The sequence below is a fragment of the Pseudomonas putida genome (assembly GCF_005080685.1).
Taxonomy (GTDB): domain Bacteria; phylum Pseudomonadota; class Gammaproteobacteria; order Pseudomonadales; family Pseudomonadaceae; genus Aquipseudomonas; species Aquipseudomonas putida_V.
This window is the reverse complement of the sequence record NZ_CP039371.1, coordinates 4167185-4188380: the sequence shown is the minus strand read 5'-3', so window position 1 is coordinate 4188380 and position 21196 is coordinate 4167185. Positions and strand designations below refer to the sequence as shown.

The window sequence follows — 21196 nt, the reverse complement described above, 5'->3', positions numbered from 1 at the left end:
GATCAGAATGGCCGATCAGCAAGTCCAAGGAATGTTGGTTCAGATTGAGGCAACAACAGCTCAATTGCGACGTGAATTGGCGAACGCCGATCAGCTGGTTTCCAACACCAGTCAGGCAATTGATCGAAACCTGGCTACCGTTGACTCCGCGTTCGACCGAACTGGCGCAGCGGCCCAAGGCGCAGGAACACTCATGCGCGGGGCCTTTGCAGCGGTGGCTGGAGCAGGGCTGATTGGGAGCATCATCAAGCAGGTAGATGCCTACGGCCAGATGTCTGATCGTATGAGGGCTGCAGCTGGCAGCGCAGACGAGTATCAGATGGTGCAAGAGCACCTGATGCAGACCGCTCAAGAGACCTACCGGCCACTTGCTGAGGCCCAAGAGCTCTACATCCGCACTGCAGATGTGATGCGCTCCCTTGGATTCAACACCCAACAGACGCTCGACATCACGGACAGCTTCAGTTTCCTCTTGGTTACCAACGCCGCTTCTGCGGATAAGGCTAGCTCGGCGCTGGATGCTTACTCCAAAGCACTAGCGACAGGGAAAGTTGATGCGGATGGCTGGATTTCTATCCAGACGGCGATGCCGACAGTGGTGGACGCAATTGCTAGCGCGACGGGCAAGAGCACCGACGAGGTGCGCAAACTTGGCAGCGAGGGAAAGCTTGCTCTTGATGACATCAACATCGGCCTGCTCAAAACCGTTGAGGTAAATCGCAAAGCAGCGGCGGAAATGTCTACCAGTGTTCAGGATGCCTTGAACAATATCAGCAACGCCACCGGCACTTTTCTAGGGAAAATGGAGGAGCAAACGGGCGCTGTCGCAGGGCTATCCAAGTTCTTGGTTATTCTGGCGGATAACGTGGACCTGGTCGCGGTGGCAATGGGCGGAGCTGGGGTTGCTGCCCTGACCAACTATGTGGCCAAGTCCGGTATGGCGCTGAAAAGCGCGCTGGCCGATAGAGCTGCGCGTAAAGCCCAGGCCGAGGCGGTTCTGCAGGCTGCCATCGCCGACCAGCGCAAGGCAGAGACCGTCACCATTCTGGCCGCCCGCGAGGCTGCTGCAGCGCGAGGCACAGCGGTACAAACTCAGATGTCTATCCAATTGGCCCAGGCGCGCCAGCGAGAGGCGGCTGCCACGGCTGCTGTAGCAACTGCCCAGGCTGGTCTGCGGACGGCAGGTGCAAGTCTGCTTGGCATTCTGGGTGGTCCGATGGGCCTTGTTCTGCTCGCCGGCACCGCCGCTGCCAGCTTCCTGCTGTTGAGGGACAACTCAGACTCACTCGAGAAGAAGTTGGGAGACCTCAGCGACCCGCTCGACCAGCTGGTCGAGCGCTTCAACAAGCTGAATAGTGCGACCCAGGCCGTGGCGTTGCGCGAGCTTCAGGGGAAGATCGAAGAAACGCAGAGCCAGCTGTCGCAGGTGTCGGGCTCGATTGCCGATCGCTTCGAAAATGACCTTCGCGGTGTTGGCGCAGCTGGTGTCGACGGCCTGGTGACTGGCCTGGCGCCCATGCCAGCGGAGGCACAAAAAGCGCTCGACCTGGTGCGGTCAGCAGCGAAAGAGTTTGCCAATGGCGCGGTTGTGGACTGGAAGGCTGTCGCCGACCAGGTGCGCGGGATCCCTGGCGTTACCGAGGCGATGGCCCAGGCGATCGAAACGGGGCAGATCAAAGCCTCCGATCTCAGCGGTGAGCTGCAGAATCTGAAGTCCAAGCTCGCCGAGTTAACGGGCGAGACGGATCGCAACACGGCTTCGACTACGGCCAACAATGCCGCGAAGGCCGGCATGAGCACTGCGGGGCAGACCTACCTCGACACGCTGCAGAAGCAGCTTGCCGGCCTGCAAGACAACGGCGACATGATCAAGGTCGTCAACCGTTACCTGGCCGAGCATACCGACCTCACCGAGGCTGATCGGCAGGCCGCCATCTCTTTTGCAAATGCCATCGAAGCGCAGAAGAAGGCCAACCAAGGGGCGAAGCAGGAAACCAAGGATGCCACCACCGCGCAGACCAAGCTGGCGCAGCAGCTGAAGGAAGCGGCGACGGCGTACCAGCAGCTGAAGAAGGCGTATGACCCAGTTGGGGCTGCCTCCGATGAGTTCCAGAAGCAGACCAAGAACCTTGACCTGCTGCTGGCTGAAAAGAAGATCACCACTGAGGAATACGGCAAGGCGATTGGCGCACTGGCCGAGCAGTTCAACACCGCAGTACAAGCTTCGACTGGTCTGTCGCGCGCGATGAAATACCAGGCCGATCTTGAACGTCAGCTGGCGATCGCTCAGCAGCAAGGGGATGCGGCTGCCGCTGCGGTGGGCATGGGCGACAAAGCCGCGAGCCGTGCGCAGGCCAGGCTGGCGTTGGAGCAGGATAACAACAGCAAGATCCTGGCCTTGCGAGAGGAACTGGCCACCGCTTCAACCGCAAAGCAACGGCAGGAGCTGGAGCAACAGATCGCGCTGCGGCAAGAGTACGGCGCCAAGCTGGTCCAGGTTCAGGAAGATACATTCACCAAGATCGACGCGGCGCAGTCTGATTGGACTAATGGCGCTTCGGCGGCCATGCAGAACTACCTCGACAGCGCAGCCGATGTCGCGGGGCAGACCCAGGAGCTATTCAGCAACGCTTTCAGCAACCTGGAGGATGGGGTCGTCCAGTTCGTCAAAACGGGGAAGTTCGAGTTCAAGGATTTCGCAGACTCGATCATCGAGGATCTGATTCGCATCCAGGTGCGCCAGGCGGCCGCGGGCTTTCTAAGCTCGGCGTTCGGCTTCCTGGGCGGCGGCAGTTCGGCGCTGGGGCAAGGCACCATGTCCGGCTTCAGCGAGGGCTCGTTCGTGGCCAATGCGAAGGGCGGGGTCTACGACTCGCCTAGTCTTTCGGCCTACTCGGGTGGCGTCTACGACAGCCCGCAGATGTTCGCCTTCGCCAAGGGTGCCGGCATCTTCGCGGAGGCCGGCCCTGAGGCGATCCTGCCACTTCACCGCGGCCCCGATGGTTCGCTGGGCGTGATGGCCGCTGGCGCTGGGGGCGGCGAGGGTGGCGACTCTTCGGTCAGCTTCGGAGGTATCACTCAGCACTTCCACTTCAACGGCGGGACTGGCGGAATCTCGAAAGCTGACATAGAGAAGGCTGCTCTCGATGGTGCTCAAGGCGGATACAATCTGATGCTCCGAGACTTCAAAACCAACGGCGCCGGGCGGCAGATGCTGTCTAAGCGATAGGCAGGACGATGAAAATTACCGATCTGGATTTACAGGAAATGATCGCCGAGATTGCAGGGGCGGTGTCGCCATTTGTCTTTGGCGACCTCGGGCCAGGCACGCCGGCTAAAACGTACGTTGAGCGTGCTGCTTTGCAGGGCGAGGTGATGGGCAGAATTCTCGCCGTGCTGATGAGTGAGAAGGTTTGCCCTGATTCGATTGGCCAAGATATCGAACGGTGTTCCGCCTATATGCAGGAGCAGATTACCAAGCAGGTCAGGTCGGGGATCGGCCCGGGAGGAGCGATCAGCGCAAGTGTTGTGGCCAATGGGTTGGCGCGTAAGGAAGCCAACGAATGATGGTGACGTAAATAACCCTCGATGCATCTGGCATCCCCAAAACTAGACTGTGGCCCGCTTCGGCGGGCTTTTTTATTGGAGCTACCCAATGGCGGAAGAATGGCCCGAGGACCTGGAGCCCACGGAGATCACCTGGGGCATCGTCCACAACAACCGAGCGTTCACTTCCTCCCTTTCGAATTCCCAGCAGATCGTGGCGAAGCCCGGCTCCTACTGGTTCTGCACGCTGAACTTCGGTGTGCTCTACGAGGAGGATGAGCGCGAACTGACCGCGCTGCTGGGCCGGCTGCACGGCATGTTTGGCACGGTCAATATCCCGTCCCTTACGCGAATGCGGACGGACAACATCGGGGCACCCACGGTGCTTGTCGCCACGGCCCAGGCCTCGTTCCTGCAGTTACAGGGCATGACCGCAAGCCGCCGCGTATTCAGCCGCGGCGACTACATCACCATCAACGGCGAGATGTTTGAGGTGGTGGAGCACGCATCGAGCGATGCCACGGGCAAGGCCACGGTCTACGTGAATAAGCGCGTGCGCAAGGCCATCGCCGCCGGCACCAAGGTGGAGTACCAGAACCCGTACTGCGAAATGCGGCGCATGGACGACACCAACCAGTGGACCATTCAGCCTGTCGTGTCGAACGGCAGCTACCAATTTCGGGAGGCCTTCTGATGGCGAGCGGAATCTTCCCTTTCAGCCAGGCGGTGGTGGACATCATCGCCCGGGGAAACTTCATGTCGGTGTACGCATGCCAGCTGGATTTTCCAGACGGCATGGTGTTCGCGCACACCGGTACCGGTGACCTGGTCATCGATGGGATCACCTACCAGGGCGTTGGGACATTCGGCTCAGTCGGCCAGTCGCAGGAGAGCAGCAACTCTGGCTCCCCCATGTCGGTCGAGCTGACGCTCAACGGCCTCGATGTGCAGATCATCACCGAGACCTCGCTCAAGGGCTGCCGCGGGCGCGCGGGCAAACTGATGTTCGTGGCGTTCGCCGAGGACGGCACCTATGCCGCCGACATCCTGTTCAGTGGCCGTATGGATGCCGCCAAGTTCTCCTACGCTGGCAACGGCGAAGAGGGCAACAGCATCACCGTCCCACTGATCGACCGTATGGCCGAGTGGAACCGCACCGGCACCGAGCGCTGGACCGATGAGAACCACCGGGCTCGCCGGCAGGACGACCGCTTCTTCTTCGCCATCGCGCAGATCGCCGACTGGCCCATTTACTGGGGCGCCTCGAAGGACGCTCCGAAGTTCACTTACGAGAGCTGACTATGCGAAAGCGCGACTGGACGACTCAACTCGCCACCACGATCAAGGCCGCCACCGAGCGGCCTTTTTCATGGGGCGAATTTGACTGCTGCCTGTTCGCCGCTGACTGCGCGGTGGCGGTGTGCGGAGTCGACCCCGCTGCCGCCTACCGAGGCAAGTACGCCACCGAGGCAGGAGCCAAGCGCTTGCTCAAGCAGGTGCACGGCTCGCTTGAGGCAGCTTGGGACGCCTGCTTTGGGCGCGTGCAGCCGGGTCTTATCCAGCGTGGCGACATTGCGCTGTACGACGGCCCCAATGGCCGGGGCGTCGCGGTGTTCTGGGCGGATGAGTTCTGGTCGGTGGCGCCTGATGGCGCAGGCCGGATCGAGTGTGAGCCGTTGACGGTTTGGAGAGTTGAATGAGTTCGGCAGTCAAGAAGGTCGCCCAGGTCGTCGTCGGCGCCGTCATCGGCTTTGCCCAGGGCGGACCGTGGGGCGCGGTCGCCGGCGCGGCGCTGGCGTTCTACGTGGCATCGCAGCAGGACCAGCTCGATACCGGCTCCCTGCGCGCAAGCGAGCCGTCCAGCCAGACCCTGCGCTCGTCCAAAGCATCTGCGCGGTACATCCTGGGCCGCGTGAGCACCGGCGGCGTGCTGGCCTGGGGCCAAGAACAGGCCGGTAGCCAGACCAATGGCGAGTGGTTGCACATGGTCTACGTGCTGTCAGAGGGCGCGATTGCCGGCGTGGACGAGATCTACCTGGGAGAGGAGTTGATCGCCACATACGGCAATTCCGCGTCCTACGAGGTGGTCATTGACCCCACCGAGGTCAATGCCTTCCTCAAGGCGAACTGCCCAGATTGGCGCGACACACAGATCGGCCGAGGCCTGTCCTATGTCCGGCTGTCCTTCAAGTACGACGCCGAGAAGTACCCTTCGGGAATCCCCGATGTGCGGTTCGTAACCCGTGGTCGCCGCGACATTTACGACCCGCGCACCGGCACTACCGGTTACAGCGAGAACACGGCCCTACACATCCTCTGGTTCCTGCGCAATCGCTGCGGCGTGCCGGACGACGAGATCGTCTTCGCGAGCTTCGCCAGTGGGGCGAACGTCTGCGATGAGTCGGTGGAGAATCCTGAGGGCAGCTCGTCCTTGCGGTACCGCTCCGGCTGCGTGATCGGCGCCGACGAGTCGCGCACGCAGGTGCTCCAGAAATTGGAGGCGGCCTGCGGGGGCAAGGTGATCCGCGTGGGCGGTCGGTGGATGCTGCAGGTCGGCGCCTACTACGGCCCGTACGACTTCGAAATCACCGAGGACATGGTGACTGGCACGGTCACCGGCAGCACCGAGCCGTCCAATGACGCGGCCATCAACACCGTACGCGGCACGTTCATGGACCCGACCCAGGCCTGGGCCGAGACCGACTATCCGGAGGTATCGGTCGCGGAGTGGGTGATCGAGGACGGCGGCGAGGCCGCTGAAACGCTGGCCTTTCCGTATGTGGACGACCCCTACCAGGCTCAGCGCCTGGCTAACATCGAACTGCGCCGCCGGCGCGCGGGCGGTACGCTCAGCATCCCGATGAACTTTATGGGCTACAACTGCAGGCCAGGTCGGTCGGTGAAGGTGAACCTGCCATCGCTGAACATTGTGGGCGAATTCATCGTCACCGACTGGTCGATGGCCGACGACACCGGCTGCAACGTGGCGGTAGCGCAGAACGAGCCGGCGATCTTCGGGGATGCGGTGGGCCAGCCGTACGACCCGATTGGGTTCATCAACCTCCCGGCTGGCGGCCTGGGCAGCCCTACCAACCTTGTGTGGACTGCTGACGGTACCGCCGAGGTAGTGCAGGGCGTGCTCTCTTGGGCTGCGCCGGCCGGCACCGTTACCGGCTATGCGATAACCGTGCGCCAGGGCAACACGGCTGTGCAGGCCCAGCAAGTGCCGGCGACCACGTTGCAGCTACCGCTGTCGGGCCTGGCGTCGGGCAATTACACGATGAGCGTGGCCGCACTGGGTCCGCTGGCGCGCTCCGGCGAGGCGAGCATCACGGTGAACATCGATGGCCCGCCCGTGCCCGAGGCGTGCGTGGTGCAGTCGACCATCGACACGATCACGCTGCTCCCGAGCAACCCGCTTCATGGCTTGAACGGCGGCACCTACGAGTACTACTTCACCCAGGATCCGCAGGCCACCGCTGCGCAGGCGCAGTATCTTGGCCGGGGGCTAACCATGACCCACACCGGGCTGGCGTTCTGGACCAACTATTACTACTTCATCCGGTCCCGCAACGCCTACGGCGTCAGCGGATTCCTGAAGGTGCCGGCGTCGACCTCCACGGACGTGACCACGATGCTTGCGGCACTGGCCGGCCAGATCGGGAAGACCCAGCTGGGGCAGGACATCCTGACGGAGCTGGAGAAGATCCCAGGCCTCGAGGACAAGATCGACGCCTTGGGCGCGCTGACGGCGTACGACAAGGACACGGCCTACGCCAAAGACCAGATGGTGGTCGTCGACGGGAAGATCTACCAGGCCAGTCAGGCAGTGCCGGCTAACGCCTCGGGCGCGAATGCACCGCCGAACGCCACTTACTGGATCGACGTGGGCCAATCCCTGGCCACCGCCAACGGCCTTGCTCAGCAGGTAGCCACCAACACGACGAACATCAGCACCATCGACGGCAAGGTGACCGCCCAGGCCACCGCCTTTGAGGCGCTGCGCGCGGCGTACCGCGACGATGACGGCGAGGGAGAGCTGGCTGACGCGTTGAAAGGCTGGGACAGCACCGCGGCGATCGCTACCGAGCAGAGGGTACGGGCATCCGAAAACATGGCCATGGCCGAGCGGGTGACGACGCTCGACGCCAGGGTTGGCGACAGCGAGGCGAACATCACCGAGTTGCAGCGAGTGGTGGCCACCAATGAGTCCGCCACGGCGACCAAAATCGACCAACTGAATGTGTCGCTTGGCCAGACCAACGCCGCGGTGCAGACCACCAGCCAGGCCGTCACGGCTCTGGATGGCAAGGCCAGCACCATGTGGTCGGTGAAGATGCAGGTCAACGCCCAGGGCCAGTACGTGGCTGCTGGCATTGGCCTGGGCATCGAGAACGGCCCGGCGGGTTTGCAGAGCCAGTTCCTGGTGTCTGCGGATCGGTTCGCGGTGGTCAACGGCATCAACGGCACGCTTTCCTCGCCTTTCGTGGTCCAGAACGGGCAGGTTTACATCAACCAGGCGTTCATCAACCAGGCGTTCATTCAGAACATCGTTCTCGGTATGACCTTGAGGTCCCAGGCGGTTGATTCTCAGGGGCGTCCGCTGATTGAGCTGAACATGGTCACCGGAACTTTCAGTCTTCGTGGACAGGGCAGCGATGGCAGCTTGGCGATCAACCCCAACGGGGTGTACGTCTACGACGCCAGCAGCATAGAGCGCGGTGCGCTGGGGAGGATGACCTGATGGCTCTCTATGGATTGAGGACAAAGGACGCCGCGGGCAACGTCACGCTGGATACTACGGTGACGCCGATCCGCTCGCTCAAGATGATGACTGTCACGGGTAACGGCTCCTTCGAGCAGACGTTCTCGATACCTGAGATCAAGGTCCAGTCGTTTGTGGTGGTGGACGCGCTTTCTGACTCTGGTCAGAACACGTGGACACCACCGGCCTTCTGGTCGGCTGGATCGCTGAGGCTTCGCCAGCCTGGCACCAGCACCTGGGAAGTGATGATCCTTTCCCAAGGTGGGGAGCCGTTTGCCGCACCAGGTACATACGGCTTCCGGACACGTAACGGCGATACCCTGACCCAGATCGACTCGATCAACCGGGTGCTTTCTGTGCGCGCCAATGGATCCTTTTCATTCGGTGGCACGCAAGCTGGGCTGATCCAGACAATGACCGTTTCATTCCCATCCGCGATAACCACCTATGAGCGTCCCTTGGTGTTTTTCAATGCGGTCAATTACATGATGGTTGGGAATTTCAGGATCATCGGGTCTCCAGGTAACTGGACAGGGTTTGCAGTCAAGTCATGGAGCTATGCAGGTCATGGCGACATCGCCAAGAGTCCCCAGACAATCAAGTGGTTCTGCGCTTCGTATCAGACGTTCGCCAGCGTAGCAGGGCAGTACGGGGCGTCTGTCCGCGATGCAAGCGGAGCGTTGACCTTCGTCACCTCGGCAAACCTGGCGCTGCTCAATGGTCAGCCGGCGAACAACTCCTTCGTCGTGGCGGGCGACCCGATCGCCAACGGCCAGTACTACAACGCCAGTTACCAGATGCCATGGACAGGAAGCTTTGACGACTACGTGCTGGCCAACGCCCTGTTCTCGGTCACGAACGTGGTTCAGACGGAGCAGCCCTACCGAACGAATTTCGGCGGATTCCTGCCAGGCAACCGCAACATCCTCCAGATGTACTGCGAGAACTACGACTCGATTAACCCGCTGGGCGTGAACGGCCGGACGCTGTTTGCCTCTAGGCCCATGAAAACCCTTTGACGATAAATCTGGAGCATTCCATGCCCTGGTACAGAACAGGCACCGTGGCGATCACGGCTGGCCAAACGACGGTGACCGGTACCGGCACCTCCTTCGCGCTCAACGCCCGGGTGGGCGATGCGTTTCAAGGCCCGGATGGCCGCTGGTATGAGGTGACCAACATCGCGAGTGCCACGGTGCTGAGCATCCTCCCGGCCTACCAAGGCGCGACGGTGAGTGGCGGGGCCTATGGCCTGGCGCCCATGCAGGGTTACGTGAAGGAGTCTGCCGACCGCCTGAGGCAGTTGGTGGACCAGCTCGGGGCGACCTTCGCCCTGTTCGGCGGCGCTACGACTATTGAGGCGCTGCGCCAGAACATCCTCGCGGCGACCCGTGGCGCGAACAGCGACATCACCTCTCTTTCCGGACTGACCACAGCCCTCAGCGTCGCCCAGGGCGGTACCGGCGGCAAAACCCAGGCTGCTGCCCGAACGGGCCTAGGTTTGGGCGCGGCTGCCGTGGCGGCAATTCTTGGCACGGTGAGTCAGAGCGGCGGCGTGCCGACCGGCGCGATAATCGAGCGCGGCAGCAATGCCAACGGTGAATATGTTCGGTACGCAGATGGTACGCAGATTTGTTGGGGGCAAAGGACTTGGTCAACAGGAATAACCACCTCCGCCAACTCGTCGTTTATTAGTGCGGGAGGCGATACGATCACATGGCCTATCGCATTCTCCACCAATACGGTTTGCCTTACCGCAGGCGTGGGGGGCACTAGCACATCAAGGGTTACAGTGCTTCCGTACCGCAGCAACTCGCAAACTGGGACAACGGTCTTTCAGCACTACGCCAGCGTCGCCTCTGGCGTGGATGTTGTATACAACTGGATGGCAATTGGCCGCTGGTTCAACTAGAGGTTCAAAGTCATGATCATAAATTTATCTCCGGTCCGTATGGACGAGAAACTCGAGACATCCCTTTCCGGGGAGGCGCTCACCCTCAATGGCGAGGTATTCGACTTCGCGCCTCTCGAAGACGGCGCCACTCTGCCGCAGGAAGCGATCATCTCCAAGTGGATTGCTGGACCGGTAGAGCGAGTGGGCGGAGAGTTGCGCCTGACCATCATCCTTCCGCACGGCCCAACTGCGCCCGAGACTACCCGGTATCCACAGCCGCTCATTGTCCGGGGCGATGGCGCGATCAGCCTCCCGATCTATGACATACCTCAGCAGGCCGTGACGCTGATCGACAAGGAGGAGCAGCAGTGAGCAATATCGACTGGTCACAGATGATCACCGCCGAGATGAAGGCCGCCCAGGCAGCGGAGCAACTGCTGGCCGAGGCACAGGCTGAAACGGCCCGTCTCCGCCAGGTAGCCGACACCGCCATCACGCCGCTGCAGGACGCCGTCGATGTTGACGACGCCACCGACGAGGAAAAGGCGCTGCTCACCCTCTGGAAGAAGTACCGCGTCGCGCTGAACCGCCTGCCTGACCAGGAAGGCTACCCAGCCAGTATCAGCTGGCCCGCGCCGCCGGCTTGACCTTCACCGCATCCGAACACCGACCGCCGCCTGGCGGTATTTTTTTGCCTGGAGAAAACCCATGACCCAATCCCAGCCCCGCGGCGTGCGCAACCGCAACCCCGGCAACATCGATTTCAACCCGCGCAACGACTGGCAGGGCCAGATCGGCAAGGAGCCTGGTGGCCGCTTCGCCATCTTCGACACGCCCGAGAACGGCATCCGCGCCCTGGGCAAGCTGCTCATCAACTACCGGGGCAAGGACGGCATGCCCGGCGTGGGCGGGAAGGGCATCGACACCGTTCTGGAAACCATCAACCGCTGGGCGCCGAGCAACGAGAACGACACCCAGGCCTATGCCTCTGCCGTGGCCAAGCGGATCGGGGTGGGCACTACTGACCCGATCAACATCAAGGACCCGGCCACGCTACGCGGGGTGGTGGTGAGCATCATCATCCACGAGAACGGCGGCAACCCGTACCCGGCGGCGATCATCGACGAGGGTGTGCGGAGGGCACTGGCATGACGTCCTGGGCGATTCGATCGCTGGTGCTTCTGGTGCTACTGGCGACCCACTACTGCGCCTACCAGCATGGGCGATCGGTGGAGCAGGCAGTGGCCGGCCAGGCCTCAGCGAAGAAAGACAGCGGCGACCGCCTGGCCGAGGTGCTGGGCGAGCGCGATGCACGACAGGAAGAACAACGCCGCGCTGATGCGCGTGAGGAGGCGAGGGCACATGGTCAGGAACAAAGAACGATCGATGATGATGGCGCTGCTGGTGCCGATGCTGCTGGCCAGCGGCTGCGCGACGACGGCGCCAAGCTCGCCGCCACCGTCAGTTGCCCCGCCACGGATACCGCCGCTATCGCCAGAGGCCAGGCAGCCACCCGCGCCGCCATGGTGCTCTCCGACTTGCTCACACGGGCTGATGAACGAGCGGGAGACTTGGCGAAGGCTTATGACGGCGCCCGGCGAGCAGGCGAGCAATGCCAGCGAGAGTACGACGCCCTGACACCGCCCGGCTGAGCGGCAGTTGCTCGGCTGCAAAGCACTCGCTACGATACTGTATACATATACAGTATTGGTGGCAGCCATGTACGTCTACCTTGTCCGGCGCCGCGCTAACGGCGTGGCCATCCCTCCAGAGCAGCTACGAAAATCGCAGCCCTTGGAAGCCGACCTCCATATGGGTGAGAACCACAGCCGGCCGCTGGGCCGGATCTCGACGCAGGCCTGGGTGTTCAACCCTACGCCAGGTCCTGACGTTATCCCGCGCCTGCACGACGCCAGGGTCACGTCCATGGCACAGGGCGGCCTGAGCCTCACCGGCGTGGAAGAGATCGACGGCGTGCTGTATGCGCAGTCGTGGTGGTGCAGGTCGCGATGATGGGTAGCTCTCTGCCGCAGGCCTGGCTGGCCGAGTTGAACGACCAGAGCGCTCTGATCACCGATCCGGATGGAAGGGCCAGGGTGCTTTGCGAGATGGCATTTGCTGCCCGGCGCCGGGAGGATGTGGATGCGGGCGGTCTTTCCGACATGCTGGAGTTTGTCGAGTCGGCCCGGCTGTGGGCACTGCTCGAGCATGAGTTTGATGCGGGGAGGGAGTCGCGCTAGCCAGGACGGCAGGCGTTTCGGCTGGGTGCCGGGGAGGGTTGGCGGCTGTCTAAAACTGCGCCAGGGCTTCTCGGTTTTACTGGGCGAAACTCGCTCAAAGTCGCCAATGCATATTAGACAGCATCGACGCATAGGCCGCATGTGGCGCGGCCTGAGGTCTGTTTTTTCTGCTACTGCTGCAGTACTGGGGTCACAGGTGCTTTGGCGCTGGTCCGTACTGCTCGAGCAAGGAAGAGAGCAGCTGTTCGTCTGAATGCTTCCATATTGTGTGATCTGTTGACTTCACCGGCGAGAAGGAAGAGCTCATTACCTCTGAGTGTTTGCAGGTCATTACGCAGTCTGCCGGGGCATCCCGATTGACGGTGGGTTTGAAGTCTTCCCGTTCGGTGCCGCGCTCCCAGCCGCGCGGAGTCAGATGCCACTCGGTCCATTCATTGCTTGCTGCCATGGGGATCACTCCTTGGTGTGGATCGCTACTTTGGCGGCTTACTTCATGCCCTGCAAGTACCCTCAAAATCGGTTCCAAAACTGAAACGGCGACCCTTGTAGTATGCGGCCTGTAGCCGTGCCGTTTCGTGTTTGTTTTGGAATCGATTTAGGTGCTGGCGCCGCATGGGGTGGGCGCTTATGCCACGGTCTTGAAAACCGTCGATGGGCAACTATCCTAGAGTTCGAATCTCTACGCTTCCGCCATATTCAAAGCCCTGATTGTTCAGGGCTTTTTCGCAGAGCGCCCCTGGTTTTCCAGGCACATTCCAAGCGCTGAGATGCCGTTTCTCGCCCCCTTCCGCCGACAGCTCCATCGTCGTCTGACCATCGTCTTGCAGAGGCTGTGATTGGGGCTTGCTGCAGAGCCTGATCCAGGTCCATAGCCCGTGCGCGTACACTGGCCAGCATCGGCGACAGGGTTGCCTTTCTCGGTCATAACTTGACTGCTTCGATCTTGAATTCTTCAGGGTAACGCTGACGACTCATGGCACCAATCTAGGCCTCATTACGCGGTTTGGAAGTGTCTACTAAACCAGCGGCGATTCATTTCTCCGGTCTTGGCGAAGAAGATGGGGCGACGGCCTGTATGTATAGCCCCCGGCCTCGTAGTGTTCTGATTTCGAACGGCGCCTGCAGGGTCTTGAGCACTTTCCTCAGATAACAAATCTGTACTTCTATGATCTTGGTGCCGGGATCGAACCGGTATCCCCAAATTTCCTCATAGATCGTCGTTCGGCTCACGACGTTTCCCTGATGGCGAAGAAGCAATGTCAGAAGCCGGCAAGACGTGGCCTTGAGCGGAAAGTGAAGATCCTTGAATCTGACTGTCCGCATGCTTGCATCCACGATGAGCTCACGCACCGGCGTCGTGAAAGCTTGCTCATCCTCAGGACGTCCTAGGTACGAATTGCTTCCCACGCCATTCCGGGAGCTGAAGCTGGGCTCTAAAGTCGCCATCTATCTATTGGTCAAGCAGCTTGGTTGAAGAGCAGGGGAACGCCACATGCCTCACTCAATCGATGCATGTAATCGCGCACTTGATCTGGGAATTCAACAGCTCGAACGATGGAAAGCGAGCGCAATACGGGCCAAAGCGTCACCTCGTTGATGCCGATTGTTTTTCTGTCCTTCACCAGTGGGACAAGCTCTTTGATAAGAGGCTGCAGTTCCGCCACCAGCTTGGATGTGGCTCCTCGCAAAGCCTCCAGATCTCCGAAGGCTTGTTCCTCTCGCAGCCGGTACGCCTCTCTTGCTACTGGCGTGTTGATTTCTGCGAAGTCTGCCTGGACGAAGCGTGGTATGAATAATTTGAGTGCCGTGGGCCAGACTTCTTTGACCCAAGCATCCAAAGTTGGGTCTTGCGGCGCCATCAGTACTGTCGGGCCGATGCCATCGAGATATCGCACGATATCTAGGCTTTCCCCCATATGGCTGCCGTCTTCCTTTTGCAGGATCGGCACAGCCTTTTTTCCAATGAGGCGCAGGGGCGTTTCGGCATCGCCCTCCATGATGACCTGAAGCATCACCGGGAGACTCTTGAGTCCAACGATCATCCGAGCACGCGTGCAGAACGGACAATGTTCGTAGATATAGAGTTTCATCATTCAAATCTTTCCAGTTCACTACCGTTAGGCCTGGGTGCTCAGAACTGCACCGAGCGTGTCAGCCCGCCATCCACGAGCAAGTTCGTGCCGGTAGTAAAGCTTGCAGCAGGGCTGGCCAGGAATACGACCGCTCTAGCTACTTCCTCGGGTGTAGCCATGCGGCCCAACGGGTTTTCAGCTAGACATTTTGCGAAGGTCTCGGGCTGGTCGCGCTCTATGTCACCCCATACGCCCTCAGGAAAATACACGTTTCCCGGGGAGACAGAGTTCACCCGAATACCTTCGTGCGCATGGCGTGCAGACAGCGTTTTACCGTAGTGCAGCAAGGCTGCTTTCAGTACACCGTAAGGCTCTGCGAACATATCGACTTCGCGGCCCGATACGCTGGAAATCAGGACGACCGATGCGGCTTGCGATTGACGCAGGGCGGGCAAGGCGGCTTTGACCATCGTCGCACTTCCCAGTAAATCGGTGTCGAAGGCTCGCCGCCATGTATGCAAGTCATCTCCGCCAGCCAGAGCGCTCACATTCGGCACGACGATATCGATTCCACCAAGACGCTGCGCTGCATCCGTGACCCAGGCCTGCACCTGGTCGGGCTGGGTGACATCAACGGCGGTACCGATGGCGTCATGACCGAGTGCTTGTTGCGTCGTTTGGACGCCTGCGGTACCCCGAGCACAGAAGGCCACTTTGGCGCCCTCATCGAGGAACAACTTGGCAATTGCCCGCCCGATACCCCTGGAAGCGCCGCTCACCAGTACGCGTTTTCCTTGCAAACCCAAATCCATGATCAAACTCCTCTGTGAATCAGTGTCAAGACGGGGCCCACGCGGGCCCCGTCAAGGCATTACTTACGCAGCTTGTATGCGATGATTTCGTCGCTGGTGCCGGTTTCCATGAAGGCGTGGCCAGACGCTGAGACGAGCACATACTGCTCACCATCAACCTCGTACGAGATCGGGTTGGCTTGGGCGCCCGCCGTCAACGTGTCTTCCCACAGCACCTTACCGGTAGTCGTGTCGATGGCACGGAACAAGTTGTCAGTCGCCGCGCCGACGAAGGTGAGTCCACCTGCGGTGACCACCGTTCCGCCATTGTTCGGCAAGCCGATATTCAGTGGCAGATGAGACGGGATGCCGAAAGGCCCGTTGCGACGCGCGGTACCCAGCGGCTCGTCCCACACGGTCTTGCCGGTATCCAAGCTGATTGCACGAATTCCGCCATAGGGAGGTGCCGAGCACGGCACGCCGGTGCCCCAGTTACGCCATCCCGCATTCACACTGATCGCGTAAGGCGCGTTGACCTGCGGATAGGTCGATGCGCCACCTTCGCCCTTGCCCGATTTGCTGCCAGCTTTGTTCAGAGAGGTCTCATCGACCTTTGGCGCATAGATAGGTTTGAGCCCCATCTTGTCTGCCTGCTCACGCGGTATGAGCTGGTTCAGGTTAGGAATGTCGTTGTAATTGGCGATTAGCAGTCGTCGTACTGGGTCGATCGCGACCGAGCCCCAATCGGAGCCACCGTTGTAGCCTGGGTATTGAATCCAGGGACGATCCACCGATGGTGGCGTCAGGTAGCCTTCGTAGTTGGCCTGGCGGAACTGGATGCGGCACATCAATTGATCAAGTGGTGAAAAACCCCACATGTCCGCTTCGGTTTTCGGTGCCTTGCGCAGCGTGTGCCACTCGGACGTAGGTTGAGTATCAGCCAGGAACTGGGGTTCAACGGAGCCGCCTTTTGGCGCTTCGACTTCACCAATCGGAACGAGAGGCTCGCCAGTTGCACGATCCAGGATGTAGATATCACCCTGCTTCGTTGGCAGCAGTACGGCAGCCACTGGTTTTCCGTCTTTGCCAGGGAAATCAAGAAGTGTCGGCTGGCTGCCCAGGTCATAATCCCACACATCGTGGCGGATGGTCTGGAAGTGCCATACGTCCTTGCCGGTCTTCACGTCGACGGCCACCAGTGAGGTCGAATACTTGTTTTCTGCCTCGCTACGGTTGGAACCGTAGTAATCAATGGAGGAGTTGCTGATCGGTAGGTAGACGTAGCCAAGCTGCTCATCGCCCACTGCAGCCGTCCACATATTCGGGGTGCCACGGGTGTAGGTGCTGCCTTCGGCTGGGCCATGAACGTTTTCAGGGTTACCCAGATCCCAAGCCCAGGCCATTTTCCCGGTGATTGCGTCGTAGCCGCGGATCACCCCAGAAGGTGCATCCTCATCCTGACCGTCGCGAATTTGTGCCCCTGTGACCACCACGCCATTGACGATGGTAGGAGGGGCTGTAACCGCATACCAGCCGGGGACTTTTTTCCCCAGACCTTCCCAAAGATCCACAGTACCGTTCTGTCCGAAGTCCTTGCATGGCTCGCCTGTGCGCAGATCTACAGCTACCAGCCTCGCATCGAGTGTCGCTTCTACCACACGGCTGCGGCATTGTGCGGACTCAGGGATCTCTGGTGCGGTGTACACCGCCACGCCGCGGCATGCTGCTGCGTGAGGAATGGCCTGATCAGGTACTCCAGGGTCGTGACGCCAGTTTTCCTTGCCGGTTGCAGCGTTGATCGAAATAAGGATGTTTTTGGCAGAGCACATCAGCAGGTCGTTGCCGACCTTGACCGGGGTTGTTTCAGGCGAGTAGCGACTGCCAGGATTCGGCAAATCCCGTGTGTGATACACAAATGCGCGCTCCAGATGCCCGACGTTTTCCGGGGTAATCTGCTTGAGTGGGCTGAAGCGCTGAGCGTTGTGATCGCCGCCATAGAATGGCCAATCGCTGCCGACCTGCGGCATCTGCTGAGCTTGAGCGAACTGCACCTGAAGCGCGCAAGAAACGGCGAGCGCCAGTGCGCTTCTGCATTTGACTGATAGGAACATGACAAACCTCTTTACGCAGCAGAGCGAGGGGCGCGACGCAGTGACGGCGACACGGCAAGGATCAACAACAGGATGACGGTGATTGCCACGAGACGTGGTACAAGCCCCCACCAGTTGAGTCCGACTTCCCATAAAGCCCAAATCAGCGTCAGGCCCCAGATCACGGCGAACAGGTGCACGGCTGCAAATCGTTGCCTGCACAGCAGAACAGCGGTTACTACGCATCCCGCCCCAGTGAGGGCGTAATACCAGCTACCGCCCAAAGCCATCAGCCATACGCCTCCGCCAAAAAGGGCCATGCCAAATGCCCCCAGCGCCAGGGCTAACACGACGGTCGCCAGCCGCCATTTCCCGCTGTGACCAGCCGAGGCCCGGCCGTTGCTGCGGGATTCACTACTACGTTGATTCATGACGCTACTACTTCCTTCATTTGCTATTGATTCAGGCCATGGCCTGTTTGCCGGAGGCTGCAAAGCCGATGGGCCGACGCGTACAGAACATCGAGAGGACTGAGCCGATCACAAGTAATGCGCCGACGACGACGAAGGCCAAGGCGAAGCTGCCAGAGCCGGCCACCACGTAGCCGGTCACGATCGGAGCGAGCAGACCGAACAGATTGCCGACTGCAGTGATGAAGCCAGCTGCAGTGCCGACGTCGTCTTCCGAACGCACCAGATCGTTGACCAGCGAGAGGTTCAGGGAAATCGCTGAGGCACAAGTGGCCAGCGAAAGCGTGATGACGAAAAGAATTGCCCAGGTATTGTCGATTGCAGGAACCAGGAAGATGACCGAAGACGCCAGCAGAACGCTGGCAACGACCATGCGCCTCTGTCCCGATTCTGCGGCCCCTGGGCGCATCACTTTGTCACTCAAGCGACCAATGACGATGGCAAGCACTGCAGCGCCCAGATACGGAATCGCGGTGTAGATACCGCTCGACATCACCGTCAGACCTTTCTCGGCTTGCAGATAGCTTGGCAACCAGGTCAGGAAGAAGTAGGTGGCATAGACCGCACATCCATGGGACAGGGCGATGGCCCACATGCTGCTTGAGCGAGCGAGGCCTTTCAGACCAAGGGAAACAGTCCGGGCAGGGTCTGCGCTGGAGGAGATGCTGCCAGCGGCAATTTCTGCGCGTTCGGCATCCCCCAGCCACGGCGCTTTAGCGGGATGGCTGTACCATCTCAACCAGGCAGCCAGCCAGACGAAGCCCAATGCACCGGCCACGACAAATGCGATGCGCCAGCCGAATGTACTGATCAGCCAGCCGAAACCAATGGCACCAATGGCGGGCCCGACCAGGCTGCCGCTGTGGAAGACTGCAGTGGCCATACCGCGCTCTTTGAGCGGCATCCATTCGCGGATGACCCGGGCACCGGCGGGGTAGGTGGTAGCCTCCCCCATGCCCATGATCAGCCTGCAACTGAGCAATGAGATGAAACCTGTCGACAGTGCGGTGCAGGCAGTTGCCACCGACCAGACACCTATCCCATAGCCGTTGACCTTTTTCGGTCCGAAGCGGCCTACGAGATAGCCCATGGGGATGAGCGCGAGAAAGTAGAGCCAGACGAACGAGGAGAAGAGGTATCCCATCGCAACCGGCGAGATGTCGAACTCTTCCTTGAGAACTTTGGACGCGACCGAGAGCGACACACGGTCGACGTAGTTGATCAAGGTCAGGGTGAAGAGAAACGCATAGATCCATACACGTTTTTTCTTCAGAAGATTGGTGCCTTTTTGCATCGCCATCACCTTTGTACTTATTGGGACGATCCAGAGGAGCAACGGAGTGTGCGGAACGAGAGCCCGCTCAACGTACCCAGGCAGAAGGGCATTCAACGTGAGCGGGCGCTACCGTGAGGGCAGGGAATGGTCAGCCTAGCCAGCGCTGAATGTTGGCGACCATGACGTCTTTGGAGATGCCGTAGCGGTCGTGCAATGTCGGCAGTGCGCCTGCATCCAGGAACTGATCGGGCAGCGCAACGTGACGCACTTCAGGCTGTACGCGGGCCTGCAATAAGGCCATGGCGATGGCCTCACCCAGGCCGCCGATTTGAGTGTGGTTTTCCGCAATGACTACCAGGCGGCCTTCGCGCCGGCATTGCTCCAGGATGGTCTGGACATCGAGCGGCTTAATTGTCGGAACGTGCAAAACGGCGGTGTCCACTTTGTGCTTGGCCAATTCGTCTGCGACTTCCAGAGCACGCATTGTCATAAGGCCCGAGGAAATGACCAGCACATCGTTGCCATCGCGTAGGCGCTGGGCTTTACCGAGCTCGAAACGGTAATCGTACTCGTCGAGAATCAGCGGTACCCGCCCACGAGGCAGGCGCATATAGACAGGGCCGTCGTGCTCAGCGATCGCGGCCACGCACTGCTCGGTTTCCAATGCGTCGCAAGGATCGATAACCATCATCTGCGGAATCGCGCGCATCATCGCTAGATCCTCTGTAGCCTGATGGCTCGGGCCGTACCCAGTCGTCAAGCCCGGCAGCGCTGCGCAGATTTTGACGTTCAGGTTCTCCTCAGCGATGACTTGATGAATGAAGTCATAAGCGCGTCGGGTGGCGAATACCGCGTAGGTGGTGGCGAAGGGCACGAAGCCTTCCTTGGCCATACCGCCGGCGGCAGCCATAAGCAATTGCTCAGCCATACCCATTTGTAAGAATCGCTCTGGATAGCGCTGAGCGAATATGTGCATGTCGGTGTACTTAGCCAAATCCGCAGTCATGCCGACAATACGAGGGTTCTTTTGACCTGCCGTGACCAGGGCGTGGCCAAACGGTGCCGAGGTGGTTCGCTGCCCCTCGCTTGCGATAGAAGCGATCATGGACGAAGTCGTGAGTTTGGGCTTTGGCGCGGTGGCGTTCATTGTGGGCTCCGGGTCGCGTAGATCTCGTCGAGGTCTGTAAGTGCTTGCTGCCACTCCTCGGGCTCGACCCGGATGAAGTGGTTCTTGTCCCGCTGCTCCAGGAATGGCACACCCTTACCCATCAGGGTGTCGAACAGGATCACGCGAGGTTTGTCCCCCGTGAAACCACGAGCAAGGTCGAACGCCTCGATCACCGCCTGTAGGTCGTTGCCGTCTACACGTTGTACATGCCAGCCAAACGCCGCCCATTTATCGACCAGAGGCTCGAACTGGAGGATGTCATGGGAAGGGCCATCGGCCTGCTGGCGGTTGATGTCTACCAGGTTGATCAGGTTGCCCAACTGATGATGCGAGGCGGACATTGCCGCTTCCCACACCGCGCCCTCGTCCAGCTCCCCGTCGGACATCGAGTTGTAAACGAAGGCATCGTTGCCCTTCATGCGTAGCGCGAGGGCTTGGCCTACCGCGATCGCCAAGCCTTGACCGAGTGAACCACCCGAGATCTCCATGCCGGGGGTATAGGTGGCCATACCGGACATAGGGAGTCGGCTGTCGTCGGAACCGTAGGTCTCCAGTTCTTCTTCGGGAAGCACCCCGGCTTCCAGCAGAGCTGCGTATAGCGCGATGGCGTAATGACCATGCGAAAGCAGGAATCGGTCACGGCCCTCCCATTCAGGATCCTCAGCACGCATGTTCATGGCGTGGCAGTAAGCAACGGCAAGCACGTCGGCCCAGCCCAGCGCCTGGCCCACATAGCCCTGGCCCTGAACCTCGCCCATGCGCAAGGCGAAACGCCGAATACGCCACGCATGTTCCGACATCCTGGCCAAGAGCGGGTGGTGAATCTCGGTCATATTGTTCTCCATTGGTGACCAGCGATCCGGGATTGCTGACGCAAACTATTC

General features: G+C 60.4%; 23 protein-coding genes and 1 pseudogene. 14 read left to right on the top strand and 10 right to left on the bottom strand.

The window, feature by feature from the left end:
* The first annotated feature begins 7 nt into the window (after positions 1-7).
* From E6B08_RS19170 to E6B08_RS19105, 14 genes are all read left to right on the top strand, one after another.
* Positions 8-3229: a phage tail tape measure protein gene (locus E6B08_RS19170; RefSeq protein ID WP_136915491.1), complete on the top strand. Its 3222-nt coding sequence runs from the start codon at positions 8-10 to the stop codon at positions 3227-3229.
* An 8-nt stretch (positions 3230-3237) separates the two neighbouring features.
* On the top strand, positions 3238-3567 hold the full coding sequence (locus E6B08_RS19165) for a hypothetical protein (RefSeq protein ID WP_136915490.1): 330 nt from the start codon (positions 3238-3240) through the stop codon (positions 3565-3567).
* Between the two features lie 88 nt (positions 3568-3655).
* Positions 3656-4240, top strand: coding sequence for a hypothetical protein (locus E6B08_RS19160; RefSeq protein ID WP_136915489.1), 585 nt, complete (start codon positions 3656-3658; stop codon positions 4238-4240).
* A complete protein-coding gene (locus E6B08_RS19155; protein WP_136915488.1) occupies positions 4240-4845 on the top strand; it encodes a hypothetical protein in 606 nt (201 codons plus the stop codon). The genes E6B08_RS19160 and E6B08_RS19155 overlap by 1 nt, the downstream gene beginning before the upstream one ends.
* A gap of 2 nt (positions 4846-4847) precedes the next feature.
* Positions 4848-5246, top strand: coding sequence for a DUF6950 family protein (locus E6B08_RS19150; protein ID WP_136915487.1), 399 nt, complete (start codon positions 4848-4850; stop codon positions 5244-5246).
* The gene (locus E6B08_RS19145; protein ID WP_136915486.1) at positions 5243-8290 is read left to right on the top strand and encodes a phage tail protein; all 3048 of its coding nucleotides are present in this window, start codon (positions 5243-5245) and stop codon (positions 8288-8290) included. The genes E6B08_RS19150 and E6B08_RS19145 overlap by 4 nt, the downstream gene beginning before the upstream one ends.
* The gene (locus tag E6B08_RS19140; RefSeq protein ID WP_238349243.1) at positions 8290-9330 is read left to right on the top strand and encodes a hypothetical protein; all 1041 of its coding nucleotides are present in this window, start codon (positions 8290-8292) and stop codon (positions 9328-9330) included. The genes E6B08_RS19145 and E6B08_RS19140 overlap by 1 nt, the downstream gene beginning before the upstream one ends.
* Entirely contained in the window at positions 9327-10223 is an 897-nt protein-coding gene (locus E6B08_RS19135; RefSeq protein ID WP_238349242.1) for a phage tail protein, read from the top strand. The genes E6B08_RS19140 and E6B08_RS19135 overlap by 4 nt, the downstream gene beginning before the upstream one ends.
* Before the next feature lie 39 nt (positions 10224-10262).
* On the top strand, positions 10263-10577 hold the full coding sequence (locus E6B08_RS19130) for a hypothetical protein (RefSeq protein WP_238349241.1): 315 nt from the start codon (positions 10263-10265) through the stop codon (positions 10575-10577).
* Positions 10574-10852, top strand: coding sequence for a tail fiber assembly protein (locus E6B08_RS19125; protein WP_136915483.1), 279 nt, complete (start codon positions 10574-10576; stop codon positions 10850-10852). The genes E6B08_RS19130 and E6B08_RS19125 overlap by 4 nt, the downstream gene beginning before the upstream one ends.
* 61 nt (positions 10853-10913) lie before the next feature.
* Positions 10914-11357 (top strand): structural protein P5, encoded by a 444-nt coding sequence (locus E6B08_RS19120; protein WP_136915482.1) that lies wholly within the window; start codon positions 10914-10916, stop codon positions 11355-11357.
* Entirely contained in the window at positions 11354-11857 is a 504-nt protein-coding gene (locus E6B08_RS19115; protein WP_136915481.1) for a DUF2514 domain-containing protein, read from the top strand. Before E6B08_RS19120 ends, E6B08_RS19115 begins: the two co-directional genes overlap by 4 nt.
* A 67-nt stretch (positions 11858-11924) precedes the next feature.
* Entirely contained in the window at positions 11925-12218 is a 294-nt protein-coding gene (locus tag E6B08_RS19110) for a hypothetical protein (RefSeq protein ID WP_136915480.1), read from the top strand.
* Positions 12218-12445: a hypothetical protein gene (locus E6B08_RS19105; protein ID WP_136917444.1), complete on the top strand. Its 228-nt coding sequence runs from the start codon at positions 12218-12220 to the stop codon at positions 12443-12445. Before E6B08_RS19110 ends, E6B08_RS19105 begins: the two co-directional genes overlap by 1 nt.
* Before the next feature lie 190 nt (positions 12446-12635).
* Here the strand turns inward: E6B08_RS19105 and E6B08_RS19100 are convergent, their stop codons facing one another.
* From E6B08_RS19100 to E6B08_RS19060, 10 genes and pseudogenes are all read right to left on the bottom strand, one after another.
* Positions 12636-12893 (bottom strand): hypothetical protein, encoded by a 258-nt coding sequence (locus tag E6B08_RS19100; protein ID WP_136915479.1) that lies wholly within the window; start codon positions 12891-12893, stop codon positions 12636-12638.
* 361 nt (positions 12894-13254) lie between these two features.
* Positions 13255-13420: pseudogene (locus E6B08_RS31190) on the bottom strand (transposase); the annotation flags it as partial.
* A 57-nt stretch (positions 13421-13477) separates the two neighbouring features.
* The gene (locus E6B08_RS31540) at positions 13478-13768 is read right to left on the bottom strand and encodes a winged helix-turn-helix domain-containing protein (protein ID WP_416194406.1); all 291 of its coding nucleotides are present in this window, start codon (positions 13766-13768) and stop codon (positions 13478-13480) included.
* A gap of 134 nt (positions 13769-13902) precedes the next feature.
* On the bottom strand, positions 13903-14538 hold the full coding sequence (grxB, locus tag E6B08_RS19090) for a glutaredoxin 2 (protein WP_202877476.1): 636 nt from the start codon (positions 14536-14538) through the stop codon (positions 13903-13905).
* A gap of 38 nt (positions 14539-14576) precedes the next feature.
* Entirely contained in the window at positions 14577-15329 is a 753-nt protein-coding gene (locus E6B08_RS19085; RefSeq protein WP_136915477.1) for an SDR family NAD(P)-dependent oxidoreductase, read from the bottom strand.
* Between the two features lie 59 nt (positions 15330-15388).
* Entirely contained in the window at positions 15389-17419 is a 2031-nt protein-coding gene (locus E6B08_RS19080) for a pyrroloquinoline quinone-dependent dehydrogenase (RefSeq protein WP_136915476.1), read from the bottom strand.
* 11 nt (positions 17420-17430) lie between these two features.
* Positions 17431-17829, bottom strand: coding sequence for a glucose dehydrogenase (locus E6B08_RS19075; protein WP_136915475.1), 399 nt, complete (start codon positions 17827-17829; stop codon positions 17431-17433).
* A gap of 31 nt (positions 17830-17860) precedes the next feature.
* Positions 17861-19162 (bottom strand): MFS transporter, encoded by a 1302-nt coding sequence (locus tag E6B08_RS19070; RefSeq protein WP_136915474.1) that lies wholly within the window; start codon positions 19160-19162, stop codon positions 17861-17863.
* A 130-nt stretch (positions 19163-19292) separates the two neighbouring features.
* A complete protein-coding gene (locus E6B08_RS19065) occupies positions 19293-20291 on the bottom strand; it encodes a transketolase family protein (RefSeq protein WP_136915473.1) in 999 nt (332 codons plus the stop codon).
* Positions 20288-21145, bottom strand: a complete 858-nt coding sequence (locus E6B08_RS19060) for a transketolase (protein WP_416194357.1) — start codon at positions 21143-21145, stop codon at positions 20288-20290. The genes E6B08_RS19065 and E6B08_RS19060 overlap by 4 nt, the downstream gene beginning before the upstream one ends.
* Between the last annotated feature and the right edge of the window lie 51 nt (positions 21146-21196).

Coding starts and splice junctions, on each gene's coding strand:
- grxB (WP_202877476.1), bottom strand. CDS start 14,538: ATGATGAAACTCTATATCTACGAACATTGTCCGTTCTGCACGCGTGCT.
- E6B08_RS19070 (WP_136915474.1), bottom strand. CDS start 19,162: ATGCAAAAAGGCACCAATCTTCTGAAGAAAAAACGTGTATGGATCTAT.
- E6B08_RS19150 (WP_136915487.1), top strand. CDS start 4,848: ATGCGAAAGCGCGACTGGACGACTCAACTCGCCACCACGATCAAGGCC.
- E6B08_RS19085 (WP_136915477.1), bottom strand. CDS start 15,329: ATGGATTTGGGTTTGCAAGGAAAACGCGTACTGGTGAGCGGCGCTTCC.
- E6B08_RS19140 (WP_238349243.1), top strand. CDS start 8,290: ATGGCTCTCTATGGATTGAGGACAAAGGACGCCGCGGGCAACGTCACG.
- E6B08_RS19100 (WP_136915479.1), bottom strand. CDS start 12,893: ATGGCAGCAAGCAATGAATGGACCGAGTGGCATCTGACTCCGCGCGGC.
- E6B08_RS19060 (WP_416194357.1), bottom strand. CDS start 21,145: ATGACCGAGATTCACCACCCGCTCTTGGCCAGGATGTCGGAACATGCG.
- E6B08_RS19165 (WP_136915490.1), top strand. CDS start 3,238: ATGAAAATTACCGATCTGGATTTACAGGAAATGATCGCCGAGATTGCA.
- E6B08_RS19065 (WP_136915473.1), bottom strand. CDS start 20,291: ATGAACGCCACCGCGCCAAAGCCCAAACTCACGACTTCGTCCATGATC.
- E6B08_RS19160 (WP_136915489.1), top strand. CDS start 3,656: ATGGCGGAAGAATGGCCCGAGGACCTGGAGCCCACGGAGATCACCTGG.
- E6B08_RS19080 (WP_136915476.1), bottom strand. CDS start 17,419: ATGTTCCTATCAGTCAAATGCAGAAGCGCACTGGCGCTCGCCGTTTCT.
- E6B08_RS31540 (WP_416194406.1), bottom strand. CDS start 13,768: ATGCGGACAGTCAGATTCAAGGATCTTCACTTTCCGCTCAAGGCCACG.
- E6B08_RS19115 (WP_136915481.1), top strand. CDS start 11,354: ATGACGTCCTGGGCGATTCGATCGCTGGTGCTTCTGGTGCTACTGGCG.
- E6B08_RS19145 (WP_136915486.1), top strand. CDS start 5,243: ATGAGTTCGGCAGTCAAGAAGGTCGCCCAGGTCGTCGTCGGCGCCGTC.
- E6B08_RS19120 (WP_136915482.1), top strand. CDS start 10,914: ATGACCCAATCCCAGCCCCGCGGCGTGCGCAACCGCAACCCCGGCAAC.
- E6B08_RS19155 (WP_136915488.1), top strand. CDS start 4,240: ATGGCGAGCGGAATCTTCCCTTTCAGCCAGGCGGTGGTGGACATCATC.
- E6B08_RS19105 (WP_136917444.1), top strand. CDS start 12,218: ATGGGTAGCTCTCTGCCGCAGGCCTGGCTGGCCGAGTTGAACGACCAG.
- E6B08_RS19075 (WP_136915475.1), bottom strand. CDS start 17,829: ATGAATCAACGTAGTAGTGAATCCCGCAGCAACGGCCGGGCCTCGGCT.
- E6B08_RS19130 (WP_238349241.1), top strand. CDS start 10,263: ATGGACGAGAAACTCGAGACATCCCTTTCCGGGGAGGCGCTCACCCTC.
- E6B08_RS19110 (WP_136915480.1), top strand. CDS start 11,925: ATGTACGTCTACCTTGTCCGGCGCCGCGCTAACGGCGTGGCCATCCCT.
- E6B08_RS19170 (WP_136915491.1), top strand. CDS start 8: ATGGCCGATCAGCAAGTCCAAGGAATGTTGGTTCAGATTGAGGCAACA.